This window comes from Rhizobium rhizoryzae (genome assembly GCF_011046895.1).
GTDB lineage: Bacteria > Pseudomonadota > Alphaproteobacteria > Rhizobiales > Rhizobiaceae > Neorhizobium > Neorhizobium rhizoryzae.
In genome coordinates, this window is record NZ_CP049250.1 from 2,656,648 (window position 1) to 2,670,810 (window position 14,163).

Annotated in this window: 11 protein-coding genes; 4 read left to right on the plus strand and 7 right to left on the minus strand. The window is 58.8% G+C overall.

Annotated elements, in window-relative coordinates; all coding sequences use genetic code 11:
* The first annotated feature begins 7 nt into the window (after positions 1–7).
* Positions 8–1,237 (plus strand): molybdopterin molybdotransferase MoeA, encoded by a 1,230-nt coding sequence (locus tag G6N80_RS18645; protein WP_165135979.1) that lies wholly within the window; start codon positions 8–10, stop codon positions 1,235–1,237.
* A gap of 59 nt (positions 1,238–1,296) precedes the next feature.
* Positions 1,297–2,757 carry a cryptochrome/photolyase family protein gene (locus G6N80_RS18650; protein ID WP_165135982.1) on the plus strand — a complete coding sequence of 487 codons (1,461 nt, stop codon included), beginning with the start codon at positions 1,297–1,299 and terminating at the stop codon, positions 2,755–2,757.
* A 76-nt stretch (positions 2,758–2,833) separates the two neighbouring features.
* Here the strand turns inward: G6N80_RS18650 and pyrG are convergent, their stop codons facing one another.
* The 4 genes from pyrG to G6N80_RS18670 form a co-directional block, all read right to left on the minus strand.
* On the minus strand, positions 2,834–4,462 hold the full coding sequence (pyrG, locus tag G6N80_RS18655) for a CTP synthase (RefSeq protein WP_062554480.1): 1,629 nt from the start codon (positions 4,460–4,462) through the stop codon (positions 2,834–2,836).
* A gap of 135 nt (positions 4,463–4,597) precedes the next feature.
* A complete protein-coding gene (gene secG, locus G6N80_RS18660) occupies positions 4,598–4,996 on the minus strand; it encodes a preprotein translocase subunit SecG (RefSeq protein WP_062554481.1) in 399 nt (132 codons plus the stop codon).
* A gap of 104 nt (positions 4,997–5,100) precedes the next feature.
* A complete protein-coding gene (gene tpiA, locus G6N80_RS18665) occupies positions 5,101–5,871 on the minus strand; it encodes a triose-phosphate isomerase (protein ID WP_165135985.1) in 771 nt (256 codons plus the stop codon).
* Positions 5,872–6,019: 148 nt separating this feature from the next.
* Positions 6,020–6,904 carry an alpha/beta hydrolase gene (locus G6N80_RS18670; RefSeq protein ID WP_343048809.1) on the minus strand — a complete coding sequence of 295 codons (885 nt, stop codon included), beginning with the start codon at positions 6,902–6,904 and terminating at the stop codon, positions 6,020–6,022.
* A gap of 207 nt (positions 6,905–7,111) precedes the next feature.
* On the opposite strand from G6N80_RS18670, the gene parE reads away from it, so the two are divergent.
* Complete coding sequence (parE, locus tag G6N80_RS18675) at positions 7,112–9,175, plus strand: DNA topoisomerase IV subunit B (RefSeq protein WP_062554484.1); 2,064 nt, start codon at positions 7,112–7,114, stop codon at positions 9,173–9,175.
* 48 nt (positions 9,176–9,223) lie between these two features.
* Here parE and G6N80_RS18680 read toward each other — a convergent pair whose 3' ends face one another.
* Positions 9,224–11,776: an HWE histidine kinase domain-containing protein gene (locus G6N80_RS18680; RefSeq protein WP_165135991.1), complete on the minus strand. Its 2,553-nt coding sequence runs from the start codon at positions 11,774–11,776 to the stop codon at positions 9,224–9,226.
* Positions 11,769–12,167, minus strand: coding sequence for a biliverdin-producing heme oxygenase (locus G6N80_RS18685; RefSeq protein ID WP_062554486.1), 399 nt, complete (start codon positions 12,165–12,167; stop codon positions 11,769–11,771). Before G6N80_RS18685 ends, G6N80_RS18680 begins: the two co-directional genes overlap by 8 nt.
* Positions 12,168–12,522: 355 nt before the next feature.
* Between G6N80_RS18685 and G6N80_RS18690 the strand changes: the two genes are divergently transcribed.
* Positions 12,523–13,674 (plus strand): AI-2E family transporter, encoded by a 1,152-nt coding sequence (locus G6N80_RS18690; RefSeq protein WP_082547167.1) that lies wholly within the window; start codon positions 12,523–12,525, stop codon positions 13,672–13,674.
* On the opposite strand, the gene G6N80_RS18695 is transcribed toward G6N80_RS18690, so the two are convergent.
* Complete coding sequence (locus G6N80_RS18695) at positions 13,652–14,113, minus strand: GNAT family N-acetyltransferase (protein ID WP_165135994.1); 462 nt, start codon at positions 14,111–14,113, stop codon at positions 13,652–13,654. The two genes, G6N80_RS18690 and G6N80_RS18695, sit on opposite strands and share 23 nt — an antisense overlap.
* Between the last annotated feature and the right edge of the window lie 50 nt (positions 14,114–14,163).

The window sequence follows — 14,163 nt, forward strand, 5'->3', positions numbered from 1 at the left end:
ATTGACTGTGGCGTCACCTCTCCTTCCCGTTTCCGAAGCTCTGACACGTTTGCTGGAACCGGTGCGAGCGGTTGCGGATACCGAGAGCGTTCCCCTTGATGAGGCAGCAGGCCGCATTCTGGCCGTTGATCTGGTCGCGAAACTCACACAGCCGCCATTTCACGCCTCCGCCATGGATGGCTATGCTCTTCGCGCCGCCGATGCTCCAGATCTTGGGGCAGAACTGACGGTCGTCGGCCAGGCAGCGGCGGGCCATGCATTCAACGGCCAGGTAGGACCGGGAGAATGCGTGCGCATTTTCACCGGTGCTCCATTGCCAGAAGGTGCCGACAGCATTCTCATTCAGGAGGATGCGGAGCGACTGTCTGAAAGCCGAATTCGCACGAAGTTTCCGGTAACGGTCGGGCGCCATATTCGCCCGCGCGGGCAGGATTTTGCTGAAGGCGAGACGGTCCTGCGCGCTGGTGTCCGGCTCGACTATGCCCATCTGACCGTTGCAGCGGCGATGAACCACCCGCAGGTCGAGGTTCTGCGTCGGCCGCGCGTTGCGGTGCTGGCGACCGGTGATGAGCTGGTGCACCCCGGTAGCAGTTTGCAGCCTTCACAGATCATCGCATCCAATACATTTGGCATCAGCGCCCTCATTCGCGCCAACGGTGGCGAAGTCATCGATCTCGGAATCATACCAGATCGCCAGGATCTGATTGAGAATGCGATTGCCAAGGCTGTGGCGGAAAAGGTCGACGTGCTGGTCACGCTGGGCGGGGCATCGGTTGGCGACCACGATCTGGTGCAGGCCAGCCTGAAAGCGCAAGGCATGTCACTCGATTTCTGGCGTATCGCCATGCGCCCGGGCAAGCCATTGATGGTGGGCTCGCTGGGAGATATGCGCGTGCTGGGCCTTCCGGGAAATCCGGTTGCGAGCCTTGTCTGCGGCACGCTGTTTCTTGAGCCAGTCGTCGCCAAGCTTTCCGGCACACGACCGAAGGCGCGGATGGCCGAAGCCCTTGCCGGAAAGCCGCTTGCCGCCAATGACCAGCGACAGGACTACCTTCGGGCACGGCTGTGCCGTGACGCTGACGGCCGTCTGATTGCTGAACCTTTCGACAAGCAGGATTCTTCGATGATGAAGATTTTTGCCCATTCGGATTGCCTTATCGTGCGCCCCCCGCATGCACCGGAACTTGCCGCACTGACGCCCTGCCCTATCCTTCTGCTGAGGGATTTCGATCGGTGATCCGCGTTTGATGTTGAGACGTAAATACCGGTAATTATTCGATAACCGGAGTTTACGCCTTGTCGTCAGATCATCAGCCGCCAATCCTTCTCTGGTTTCGCAAGGATCTCCGTCTCGACGACAATGGTGCGCTGTCGCAGGCCTGCGAAAGCGGCCGGCCTGTTGTCTGCGTCTACATCCGCGAACCGAAACAGGATGGCATCGGTCCGCTGGGCGGTGCTCAGGAGTGGTGGCTGCATCACTCGCTGGATGCATTGGCTGCAGCGCTTGCCGACAAGGGCAACAGGCTGATACTGCGGAGCGGCGAAGCAGCCAAGGTGCTTTCCGGACTGGCCAAGGAGACGCAGGCCGAAGCGCTCTTTTATAACCGTCACTATGAGCGTGATGCGGCCGACAAGGATATCGTCGGTGCCCTGAAGTCGTCAGGGCTGGAGATCAAGCGCTTTCGTGGCCAGCTACTGCACGATCCAGAGACGATGAAGACCGGTTCTGGTGGCGCTTACCGGGTTTATTCGCCGTTCTGGCGCGCGCTGGAGAAGGATGGTGAGCCGCGCGATCCGGTGTCGGCTCCATCCAAGATCGCCGCGCCGGGCTCTTTCCCCAAATCGGAGGCGCTCAAGGACTGGAGCCTGCTGCCGACGAAACCGGACTGGGCGACCGAGTTCGGACGGATATGGCAACCGGGGGAAGCAGGCGCGCACAAGAAACTGAAGCGCTTCCTGAAGAAGCCGATACAGACCTACAAGAGCGATCGCGATCACCCCGGTCTTGAGGATGCGACATCGCTGCTTTCCCCTCACCTCGCCTTCGGCGAGATTTCGCCCGCCCGGATCTGGCATGAGACCAAGGGGCTGGAGGCAACGAATGACGTCATCCATTTCCGCAAGGAACTGGTCTGGCGGGAATTTTCCTACCATCTTCTCGTCGAGTTTCCGAAGCTTGCCACCGATAACTGGAACGATAAGTTCGATGCCTTTCCGTGGCATTTCAGCAAGGCACAATTTTCTGCCTGGACCAAAGGCATGACCGGCTATCCGATCGTGGATGCCGGAATGCGCCAGCTTTGGCGCCATGGATACATGCATAACCGCGTTCGCATGATCACCGCATCTTTCCTGATCAAGGATCTGATGATCGATTGGCGCAAGGGCGAGGAATGGTTCAAGGACACGCTCGTGGATGCGGACCCAGCCTCAAACGCCAGCAACTGGCAGTGGGTCGCGGGATCCGGCGCTGATGCCTCCCCCTTCTTCCGGGTCTTCAACCCGATCCTGCAGGGCGAGAAGTTCGATCCAGACGGCGACTATGTCTGCCGTTTCGTGCCGGAACTGCGCAAGCTGCCGAAGAAATATATCCATCGACCCTTCGAGGCGCCAAAGGAAGTTCTGGAGCGTGCCGGGATCAAACTTGGCGAGACCTATCCCAAGCCCATCGTCAATCACGGTGAGGCGCGTGACAAGGCACTAGCCGCCTACGCAGATGTGACGGGCCGCAGCGGTGACGCAGATCCACGCGATTGAGCATTCGACCGTTTAGATGTGACAAGGGCCGGAGGATAATCACCACCGGCCCTTTTGATTTCAATCTGGTACCTGATCAGACCAGTCGGCTCTGTTCCAGCGCCGCCGTGATGAAGCTGGAGAACAGCGGATGCGGATCCAGCGGGCGGCTCTTCAGTTCAGGGTGATACTGAACGCCAATGAACCAAGGATGGTCTGGATACTCGATCGTTTCCGGCAACAGCCCATCGGGGGACATGCCGGAGAAGACGAGGCCGCAGTTTTCCAGACGGTCCTTATAGTCCACGTTCACCTCATAACGGTGACGGTGACGCTCGGAGATATCCGTCGAGCCATAGATCTCGGCGATCTTCGTGTCGCGCTTCAGCGCCGCCTTGTAAGCTCCCAAGCGCATGGTGCCGCCCAGATCGCCGGCCGCCGAACGCTTCTGCAGCTCGTTGCCCTTGACCCATTCGGTCATGAGACCAACAACCGGCTCCTTGGAAGGACCGAACTCGGTAGAGCTTGCGTCTTCAATGCCAGCGAGATTGCGCGCTGCTTCCAGAACCGCCATCTGCATGCCGAAGCAAATGCCGAAATATGGCACGTTGCGCTCACGTGCAAAGCGGGCTGCGTTGATCTTGCCCTGTGCGCCGCGCTCACCGAAGCCACCGGGCACCAGGATGCCGTTGACCTTCTCGAGGTAGGGCGCCGGATCTTCCTTCTCGAAGATTTCCGACTCGATCCACTCAAGCTTGACCTTGACCTGGTTCGCGATGCCACCGTGATAGAGCGCCTCGATCAGCGACTTGTACGCATCCTTCAGGCCGGTGTACTTGCCGACGATCGCGATGGTGACTTCGCCTTCCGGCGTACGGATGCGGTTCGAAACCTCTTCCCAAGGCTCCAGACGCGGCTTTGGTGCCGGCTCGATGCCGAATGCCGCCAGGACTTCCGAGTCCAGGCCTTCCTTGTGGTAGGCCATCGGCACGTCGTAGATGTTGGAAACGTCCAACGCCTGGATGACGGCGGACGGACGAACATTGCAGAACAGCGAAAGCTTGCGGCGTTCCGCTTCCGGAATCTCGCGGTCCGCACGCACCAGCAGGATATCGGGCGCAATGCCGAGCGCCTGCAGTTCCTTGACCGAATGCTGCGTTGGCTTGGTCTTCAACTCGCCAGCAGCCGGGATGTACGGCATCAGGGTGAGATGCAGATAGACGGCAGTTCCGCGCGGCAGTTCGTTGCCAAGCTGACGGATCGCCTCCACGAAGGGCATCGCCTCGATGTCACCGACGGTGCCGCCGATTTCGCAGATCACGAAATCATAGTCGTCATTGCCCTCGACCACGAAATCCTTGATCTCGTTGGTGACGTGCGGAATGACCTGAACCGTCGCACCGAGGTAATCCCCGCGCCGTTCCTTGTCGATGATGTTCTTGTAGATCCGACCCGTGGTGATGTTGTCGGTCTTGGTCGCAGAGCGCCCCGTGAAACGCTCGTAGTGACCGAGATCGAGGTCGGTCTCCGCACCGTCATCGGTCACGAAGACTTCGCCGTGTTGAGTCGGGCTCATGGTGCCCGGGTCAACGTTGAGATAAGGATCGAGCTTACGTAGCCGAACCCGATAACCTCTCGCCTGTAGCAAGGCTCCGAGGGCTGCGGCCGCAATTCCTTTTCCGAGGGAAGAAACCACGCCGCCTGTGATGAATACATATCGCGCCATGGGAGTCACCGGATACCTTTTCACGATCGATTCCGCCAGCCCAAAAATTCTTCGGGACGGTTAAAGCTGTGGAATCTGAACAAAAGAAAACCGGCAGGCTTTTCGACCTGCCGGATGATGGGAGCTTGACGCGGCTTAGTTGCCGGTCGGAACAGAAGACGGATTTGCCGGAGCCGGGGCCGGAGCTCCCGGTGCAGGCGCTGTGCCATTTGCCGGTGCACCAGGCGTTGCCGCCGGACCGAGCGAATCGAGGATTCCGTTGCCCTGACCCTGCTGCGTTGCCGGGATGCGGTTCAGAATGTCCGTCGGGCGAGACTCGTGACGCGCCATGATTCCAAGCGCCATGGAGGTCACGAAGAACAATGTCGCCAGGATTGCGGTCGTGCGGGTCAGAGCATTTGCCGTGCCGCGCGCCGACATGAAGCCGGAACCGCCGCCAATGCCAAGGCCACCGCCCTCGGAACGCTGGATCAGCACCACGCCAACAAGCGCAAGCACGATCATGAGATGAATAACGATCAATACGGTCTGCATATCAGTCCAGTCCTGCGCGCGGGTTGCGGCACATATAAAGCTTTGCCGGTCCTTTAGCTCAGCCGGACCGGCATTCCAAGGGGCTAGTGCCGATTAAACGCGATTTAACGCACCAATGCCTCATACGCGCCATAGATGGCGAGGAAGTCTGCGGCTTTCAAGCTGGCGCCGCCAACGAGAGCACCATCAACATTGCTGATAGCCATCAGTTCCGCGGCGTTGGAAGGCTTCACCGATCCGCCATAGAGAATGCGGAATTTCGCGCCTTCCGCACCGAAGCGGCTCTTCAGCTCATCGCGCATGAAAGCATGCGCCTTTTCGACATCGTCAGCGGTCGGCGTGAGGCCAGTACCGATGGCCCAGACAGGCTCATAGGCGATGACCGTGTTCTCGGCATTGGCATCGTCAGGCACCGAGCCTGCAAGCTGGCGCTTGAGAATCTCCAGCGTCTGGCCCGCCTTGCGCTCATCGGCCGTCTCGCCAATGCAGATGATGGCGGTCAGATCGGCTGCATAGGCGGCTTCGGCCTTGATGCGAACGAGATGATCGGTCTCGGCGTGGTCCACCCGACGCTCGGAGTGACCAACGATGACATGGGTGCCAAAGCAATCGGCAATCATTTCGGCGGAGATGTCACCGGTATGAGCGCCGGATTTGTTCTGATGGCAATCCTGCGCGCCGATCATCAGCGGGCTGTCGGTGCACAAGGCCGTCGCCACATAGAGAAGCGTTGCAGGAGGGCAGATGAGCGCGTCAACCTTCTCAGCCAGCGGGCCGCTCACTCCGGCAGAAATCGCCTTGATCTGATCGAGCGAGTCCCGCGTTCCGTTCATCTTCCAGTTTCCCGCTACAAGCGGACGAACATCCGGCGTCATATCTGCGAATTCCCTTATGCTCCCGGCCAGCAGTCGCTGGCCACCCCGTTGACCTGATCGAACCGTCATAACCGCAATGCGGCCGCAAGCCCATTGCTTTCAGAGGATCCGTTTCAGGAATGTCGGTTTAGCGTATGCGGTCGAAGGATCAACCTGCCGCGAGCATAAAATTGAGAATTTCCCGCCAATCGCTCATCCGGATCGGCGTTCCATGGCCGCCGGTCTGAAACAGCCGGAAAATCGTCGGATAACCGGCCTTTCGCATCTTTCGGTACAGAGCGATCTGCTGCTCTGCCTTGTAGACGCTGTCGGCGCTGCCATGTGAAAAATAGACCGGAATCTTCAGCTTGGCCGCAGGCGTCGTCAAAAATCCCGGATCCGACGGGCCGCCCATGACGACCAGACCCTTCAAATATCGAACGGCTTCCTTGTCACGCGTCACACTCTGGCAGATGAAGTTGCCCATGGAGGCGCAGGCGAGAATGACAGGACGACCGGACGACAATTCAAAAACATGCCGAATGAGGGCGGCGATATCGGCCGCGCCATTGGGATCGAAGGATTTGACCGAGGGGGCGTAATAGGCACCGCCGCTCTGCACGACGAGATTTTTCAGCCGGTTGAAGTTGCCGCCGAACGTGTAGTCGTTCACACCCAGGCGGCGATCCCCGCCCCTGCCATGAATGAAGATGATGGTGAATGTGGCGTCACGCATGCGCCCGACCCGCGCAACATCGAGGCGGCTGGAGGCAATCGTCAGCGTTTCGTTGGCCTGAAACTCCCGCACTCCAAGATCGACATAGTCTCGCTTGACGCGACGCTCCGGCTCCTCATCGCGCTGGTTGATGTCGCGCAGTTCCTGATAATCGAGCACCTTGAAGGCACCTTCATCCTCCGTCTTCAGGACCGCTTGGGAAGAGAACAAGGCATCCTTGAAAGGGCGAACCGGCCCGTCTGCCGCTGCCGTAGCGGACGCGAACAAGCACAGGCAGAGGGCCACCAGTACGCGCAAACTCAAATGATCTGTGGACATAGGCGACCGGTTTCGTTTCCTTGAAGCAGCACGACTTGCGTTCTTCATCGCTGCGGCGCAAATCCTGATGCGAACCATTCGTGAACGAACAGGTCGCGAGACGCCGTTTTATCTGGCACACTCGCCAGCGATTCGAAAGCCGATAAGGGCAATCAACGCGACTGCGTTCAGCATGCCATCCATTCAAGGCAAGGCCAGCGAACCCATATGGATAATAACGACCTTTTTGCCAGTCTCCCCGCGCAGCCGGCAAAGCCGTCAGAGCCGAAGGGCAAGACCGAGGCTACCGCCAAGCCCGCGACGGTTGCGGCAAGCACTGCGGCACCTTCCCCTGCGACCAACCCCGACACCTATGATGCCTCGTCGATCCGAGTTCTGGAGGGTCTGGAGCCGGTCCGCATGCGCCCTGGCATGTATATCGGCGGCACGGATGAAAAGGCGCTGCACCACCTGTTTGCCGAAGTCATCGACAACTCGATGGACGAGGCTGTGGCAGGTCACGCCAACTTCATCGAAGTGCATCTGGATGCTCAGGGTTTCCTGACGGTCACTGACAACGGTCGCGGCATTCCGGTGGAAAATCATCCCCAGGTGCCGGGCAAATCCACGCTTGAAGTCATCATGACCAAGCTGCATGCGGGCGGAAAGTTCGACGGTAAGGCCTATGAGACATCCGGCGGTCTGCATGGTGTCGGCGTATCCGTCGTCAACGCGCTGTCGGATGTGCTGGAAGTAGAGGTTGCGCGCAATCGCAAGCTTTATCGCCAGCGTTTTTCCCGCGGCGTTCCGCAGGGTGGCCTGGAAGAGCTGGGCGATGTGCACAACCGTCGTGGCACGCGCGTGCGCTTCCATCCCGACCCGCAGATTTTCGGAGAGCATGCCAAGTTCGATGCGGGCCGTATTTTCCGCATGGCGCGCTCCAAGGCTTATCTTTTCGGCGGCGTTGAAATCCGCTGGAGCTGTGATCCGGGCGTCGTTGTCGCCGGCGGTGAAATACCAGATAAGGCCGTGTTCCATTTTCCGGGCGGGCTGAAGGATTATCTCTCCGCGACACTTGGCAAGGACTTTACCGTCACCCGTGAGATCTTTTCAGGCAAGACGGAAAAGACCGGTGGTCATGGTGCACTGGAATGGGCGGTTACCTGGTATGGCGGCGACCCGCAGATCCACTCCTACTGCAACACGATTCCAACACCCGAAGGCGGCACGCATGAGGCGGGCCTGCGCATTGCTCTTCTCAAGGGTCTGAAGAATTACGCGGAACTGACGCAGAACAAGCGTGCCAAGGACATCACTACCGACGACGTGATGATCTCGGCTGTTGGCATGCTTTCGGTGTTCATCCGCGAACCGGAATTCGTTGGCCAGACGAAGGACAAGCTTGCCACCGTAGAAGCACAGCGGATTGTCGAAAATGCATTGCGCGATCCCTTCGATCACTATCTCGCAGGCAATCCCGGCGAAGCAGCCAAACTTCTCGACTGGGTCATCGAGCGCGCGGAAGAGCGCCTGCGTCGCCGCAAGGAAAAGGAAGTCAACCGCAAGACCGCCGTTCGCAAGTTGCGCCTTCCCGGCAAACTGGCCGATTGCTCCCAGAACACGGCGGAAGGTGCGGAATTGTTTATCGTCGAGGGCGACTCGGCTGGCGGTTCCGCGAAGCAAGCCCGCAACCGCATGAACCAGGCCATTCTGCCGCTGCGTGGCAAGATCCTAAACGTGGGTAGCGCCAGCCGCGAAAAGCTATCGGCAAACCAGCAGATCGCGGATCTCATTCAGGCACTGGGCTGCGGGACTCGAACCAAATACCGGGACGAGGATCTTCGCTACGAGCGCGTGATCATCATGACCGATGCGGACGTCGACGGCGCCCATATCGCCTCGCTGCTGATTACCTTTTTCTATCAGGAGATGCCGGAGCTGGTGCGCGGTGGACACCTGTTCCTCGCGGTGCCGCCGCTTTACGTGATCCGTCAGGGTGCGAAGACAGTCTATGCCCGCGATGACGTGCATCGTGCGGAACTGATGGAGACCGTGTTCAAAGGCAAGAAGGTGGAAATCGGTCGCTTCAAAGGCCTTGGCGAGATGATGCCCGCCCAGTTGAAGGAAACCACCATGGACCCCGCCAAACGCACGTTGCTGCGCGTGGCGATCGATGAGGTAGATTTTGAAGGTACACGCGAAGCCGTCGATAACCTGATGGGTACCAAGGCGGACGCCCGCTTCCGCTTCATTCAGGAGCGGGCTGCCTTCGCAGACAATCTCGATATCTGATGATTTCGTGAAAACGTCCGTATCGGGTTTCAACAACCCGATACGGACCTAGTGAACATTGTCTCGTGCCGCAAGAACGCGCAGAACCGCGCCGACAAGAGCTGTCGCCTCGTAAGGCTTGCGCACGACCGGAGCCGAGAAGCTGGCCGGAACGACGGAACGATCGCTGTAGCCCGTGGCGAAGATGAATGGCACGCCACGCCGCTCAAGTTCTTCTGCAATGGGAAGCGAGGTACCGGTACCGAGATTGACGTCGAGAATGGCGACATCCGGCGTAAAATTCTTCAGCCGCTTCATCGCTTCATCAACCGAGGGTGCGGTCGTGACGTTGTGCACACCGTTCTCTGCCAGCATGATCTCGACGTCAGCAGCGACCAGCATCTGGTCTTCAACCAGCAGAACTTCGATCTCCTGCAAGGTGTCATTGATCTCTCGCGTCGAGGCGGAGTTGAGATCCGCATCCGAGACCGTCTCGGCACCCTCGCCGCCCTGAACGTGCTTTGCAGGAACCAGAAACCGCGCGTTTAGTCCACCTTCCAGATATTCAACCGAACTGTCGCCAGAGAGTTCGTACGGAATGCTACGCTCGATCAGAACTGTACCGAAACCGGCGCGACTGGGCTTTCTCACCAGTGGTCCGCCAGACTCGCGCCAGGAAATCTCCAGATCTCCCGCCTCGGTGCGCTTCCAGTTCACGTCGAGCCGACCGCCGACTTCGGACAGGGATCCATACTTGGCCGCATTCGTAGACATTTCATGGAGCACGAGTGCCATGACGGAGAAGGCGCGGCTATCCAGCCAGAATTCGCCACCTTTCATCAAGATGGTACGATGTTCGCCACTATAGGGCTTGAGTTCAGCCTCAAGCAATTCCTTCAGAGATCCCCCGTCTGCTCCGCGCACAACCTGATCATGCGCGAAAGACAAGGCTTGAATTCGCCCCTTCAGAGTCGAAACATACTCGCCAATGTCACGCCCTTCCCGGACCGGATGACCGACAAGCGCCTTGATGACCGCCAGGATATTCTTGACGCGGTGATTCAATTCCTCATTCAGCATGCGCTGGCGCACATCCGCTTTGCCACGCTCATCCGCAAGCAGTTCATTGTGATGCAGAACGACCTCGACCAGCACAGCGCGTATGGCTTCTGCGATCTCCCACTCTTCCTCCGTCCAGCGTTGAGCCTTCAGGTGAACCGTTTCCTTCCAGATCGCGAAGCTTTTGCGCGGAGTCAGTCGATCGCCCAGCGGTCCTATCTCGTAGGATTTCTCGGGATTTCCGGCCCAGTTCAGCGTCTGGACTAGCTCTTTGCGGAAGAAGAAGAGGTAGTCCTTCGGTCTTTGCGACAGGGGTATGGCCAGAACACCGCAGGCGGCAGAGGCGTAGGATGCGGCCTCCGGTAAATGCAGCGCCAGTTGATCCGTCCCCCAGATACGTCCACCGGAGGCTGTTCCGACCAGTTCCGCAATCTTGGCAATATCCGGCAGCGGCGGCACAGATCCCATGCTCGTCCAACCACCCTCAAGCCACAGCCCAACACCGTCGCTCGGCATGATATGCGCGAATTCAGGCAGGGAATCGCGCAGCAATTGCGTGATGTCGGCGCTCTGGGAAGCGGCCTGAAGGAAGCGATCCAGCGAACGGCGCGCACGGTTGGCTGTGTCCAGAATTTGTTTCTGTTTCAGGGCGCTCAGATGCAGTGATAAAAACTCGCCAAACATTTCTGCGGCCACCCGCTGCTGCATGGCCAGAGACTTGGGCGAATAGTGATGGCAGGCGACAAGTCCCCACAGCTCCCCGTCAACGACGATGGAGATCGACATGGACGCCGCCACGCCCATGTTGCGGAGATATTCGCAGTGGATGGGCGATACGCTTCGCAAGTGAGCGAAGGACAGATCCAGCGGTTCGTCCGATGCGCGACCATTCGACACAATTGGAATGCGCTCGTCCTGCGCGTCGGAAATAATGCGTATGGTGTTCTTCAGATACAGGATACGAGCCTGCTTCGGGATGTCGCTCGCTGGAAAATACTGTCCCTTGAAGCTCTCGAGATCGCGGCGCTTATGCTCGCTGACGACCTTGCCGGAACCATCATGTTCAAACCGGTAGATCATGACACGATCATAGGCCAGCATCGCAAATATCAGGCGAACCGACTTGTCGACGAGTTCATCGATGCCTCCAATCGATCGCACACGGCTGATGAGCATTCGTGCGGTCTCGAGAGGTTGGTCAGAATATTTGGCGTGCGGCTCGAACTCCATGAACGCACCCTGAGGCGTCCTGTGAACCGCTGCATCGAACAATCCGCCAGGAAGCTCGAGTCCCATTCGCAACGCTGGGCGGCTGGGGTCATCACTTGTCGCCAGTGCATTGCGCAGCGTGTGCGCTACATCCGGCCCCACAGCGTCCTCAAGCCGACTGCCTTCGACCGGTGCCAGGATACCCAGCATGTCTGCAGTATTAGCGGAGTAAGCAAGAACGTCGCCGCCGGTACCATCGCAAACGATGAGAGCGCCATGCGCCTGGATGCTTCCGGGTATGTGGATCGGTTCCCGGTCGCAATTTGTCAGATCGACCTTTGGCGCTTCATTCATTCACATTGTCCTTGAAGGCCGTCTCTGCCCATTGGAAGGCCAGGTCTGAAGCCCCTATTACCTTGTTCATATCGACATCGGGTGCGGCATCGAGGATCTGAAGGAAACGGGAAAATCCATCCGATGCGGCTTGACCCTGAAGATGCCTTGCCCCGTGCGTACCGCTCAGTCCGAGCTCATTTGCCCTGCGGTACAAAACGCGCGCGCCCAGCGTCGAGCCCTCCAGTACGTAGAGCGTACCCAGCAGGCTTTCCAGATCGGCGGTTAAGGAAATTGGATCCGCGGGCTTTTTCGGCGCGAGGGCGAGATCGTTCATATCCGCGACAATAAGAGGGCTTATGGCCTGAGGACGCCAGGTTCCGAATTCAACGGGGAAACGGCATGATAACATTTGGTCATCCAAGGGCCTGCGAAAGGCATGCAGACCTTGCAAATAGGCCTTGTAATGTACCAATGTACGAAATGAGCCTACGGCAGCGTCAACCGCTGCATGGCGATCTGACGTACGCTCCCGCAGGAGGAAGCGGCGTGACGATGGGGGCATGTATTGTAAAGCTGAGTTGACGTTACCCATATTTCTAGCGCATCTGCGCTTTACGGCAAGCTTGAATCTTCAATATCTCTAATCTTAGCTCTCGTCAGGTGCGCCTGGAGACAAACGAGAGACGCAAACAGGATGGCAGTCAATCGTGCGTGAGAATGACAGACCGAGGACGGAACCGCGCTGGCTGGGGCCCGTCGCGCCAATGCGCATAGCGCTCATTCCGCCCATATCGGCTGCGCGATGGCTTCTCATTCTCATAGTCTTTGCCGGGATCTACTTCTTCCACGGCTTCGTCATCCCTGTTCTCGCGGCCCTCGTCATCGGTTTTGCGAGTTGGCCGCTCTATCGCGATCTGTTGCGTCGCGTCGGCGGCAACACGACCATCGGCGCGACCATCGCCATTATCTGCGTTTTAAGTTTCATCATCATCCCCATCAGCATCGCCCTGACCTATGCGATCGGTGAATTGCGGGACTGGATTGGATGGGCACTCCAGATCAACCGGGTCGGGTCTGCGCCGCCACAATGGATCGTGGAACTGCCGGTCGCTGGTGAATGGCTTTCAACGCAATGGGAGCGCCACATAGGCGAACCGGGCGCCATTGGCCAACTGGTTCAACTGGTCAGCGGCGCCAATATCGGCAACATCTACCGTGCGGTGATCGCTGCCGGGGATGGCGCGTTTCACCTGCTTCTGACGCTGCTGTTCATGCTGATCGCCCTGTTCTTCGTCTATCGTGACGGTGCGGCTTTCGCGCGCCAGATGGATTTGCTCGGCGAGCGCATCCTCCCCTCGCGGTGGGAGCGCATATCGCGGGTGGTCCCGGCTACCATAAGCTCTACCGTGACCGGCATGACGCTGATCGCCATCGGTGAAGGCATCATTCTTGGCATTGCCTACTGGATCGCCGGCGTTCCGTCCCACGTAACACTCGGCGTTTTGACCGGCATCATGGCTTTGATCCCCGGCGGCGCGCCCTTGTCGTTCACGCTCGTATCGATCTATCTCGTTGCCAGCGGATCGCTTTTCGCAGGCGTTGCCTTGTTTGTCTGGGGCTCGGTCGAGCTCTTCATCGTCGACAAGACGATACGCCCGCGCCTGGTCGGCGGCCCTATCAAGCTTCCGTTCCTGCCGACCTTTTTCGGCCTCGTGGGCGGTGTGAAGACGCTCGGCTTTCTCGGCCTGTTCATCGGCCCGGTTCTGATGGCGCTGCTCGTTGCGATCTGGCGTGAATGGATGCGTGAGATCGAGCTTTCATCAAGCGCTGATGCAGTAGAGACCCCGACCGTCCCGGAGCCTCCCAAACGCCTCAAGGCCGATCCGGCCCCCATTAACGAAGGCGCTTCTCCATAAACAGGCTGAGTGGATCAAGCTTGTAGCCACCGAATGGCGGAATCTCCTCGTATCCGGCATTCCGATAGAGGCCAATCGCCTCTGGCTGGTAGATTCCGGTTTCGAGACGGATGATCGAAATGGCAAAGCTCCGGGCCTCGCTTTCGAGCTGATCAAGCAGCCGCTTGCCGAGTTTCAATCCTCGTGCCGATCCGTCAACGAACATGCGCTTGATTTCTGCCGTGCCATCGTCATGCCGGACAAGGGACGCGCAACCGAGAATCTCATCACCCCGTCGCGCCACGAAGAAGGAAACCGTATCCGCTTCCAGTTCCTCGATCGGCAGCATATGATTGCTTTCGGCAGGGTAGAGCGATGCGGCATAGGCGTCGGACAATTCCAGCAATCTCAGCACACCCGGCTGCCGAGGCGCTTCTCGTTGAATGACCAAATCCTGCATTGCCTGTCCTGCCTGCCTTCACAAAGTCGCTATGCTGCGTCTTAACGTTC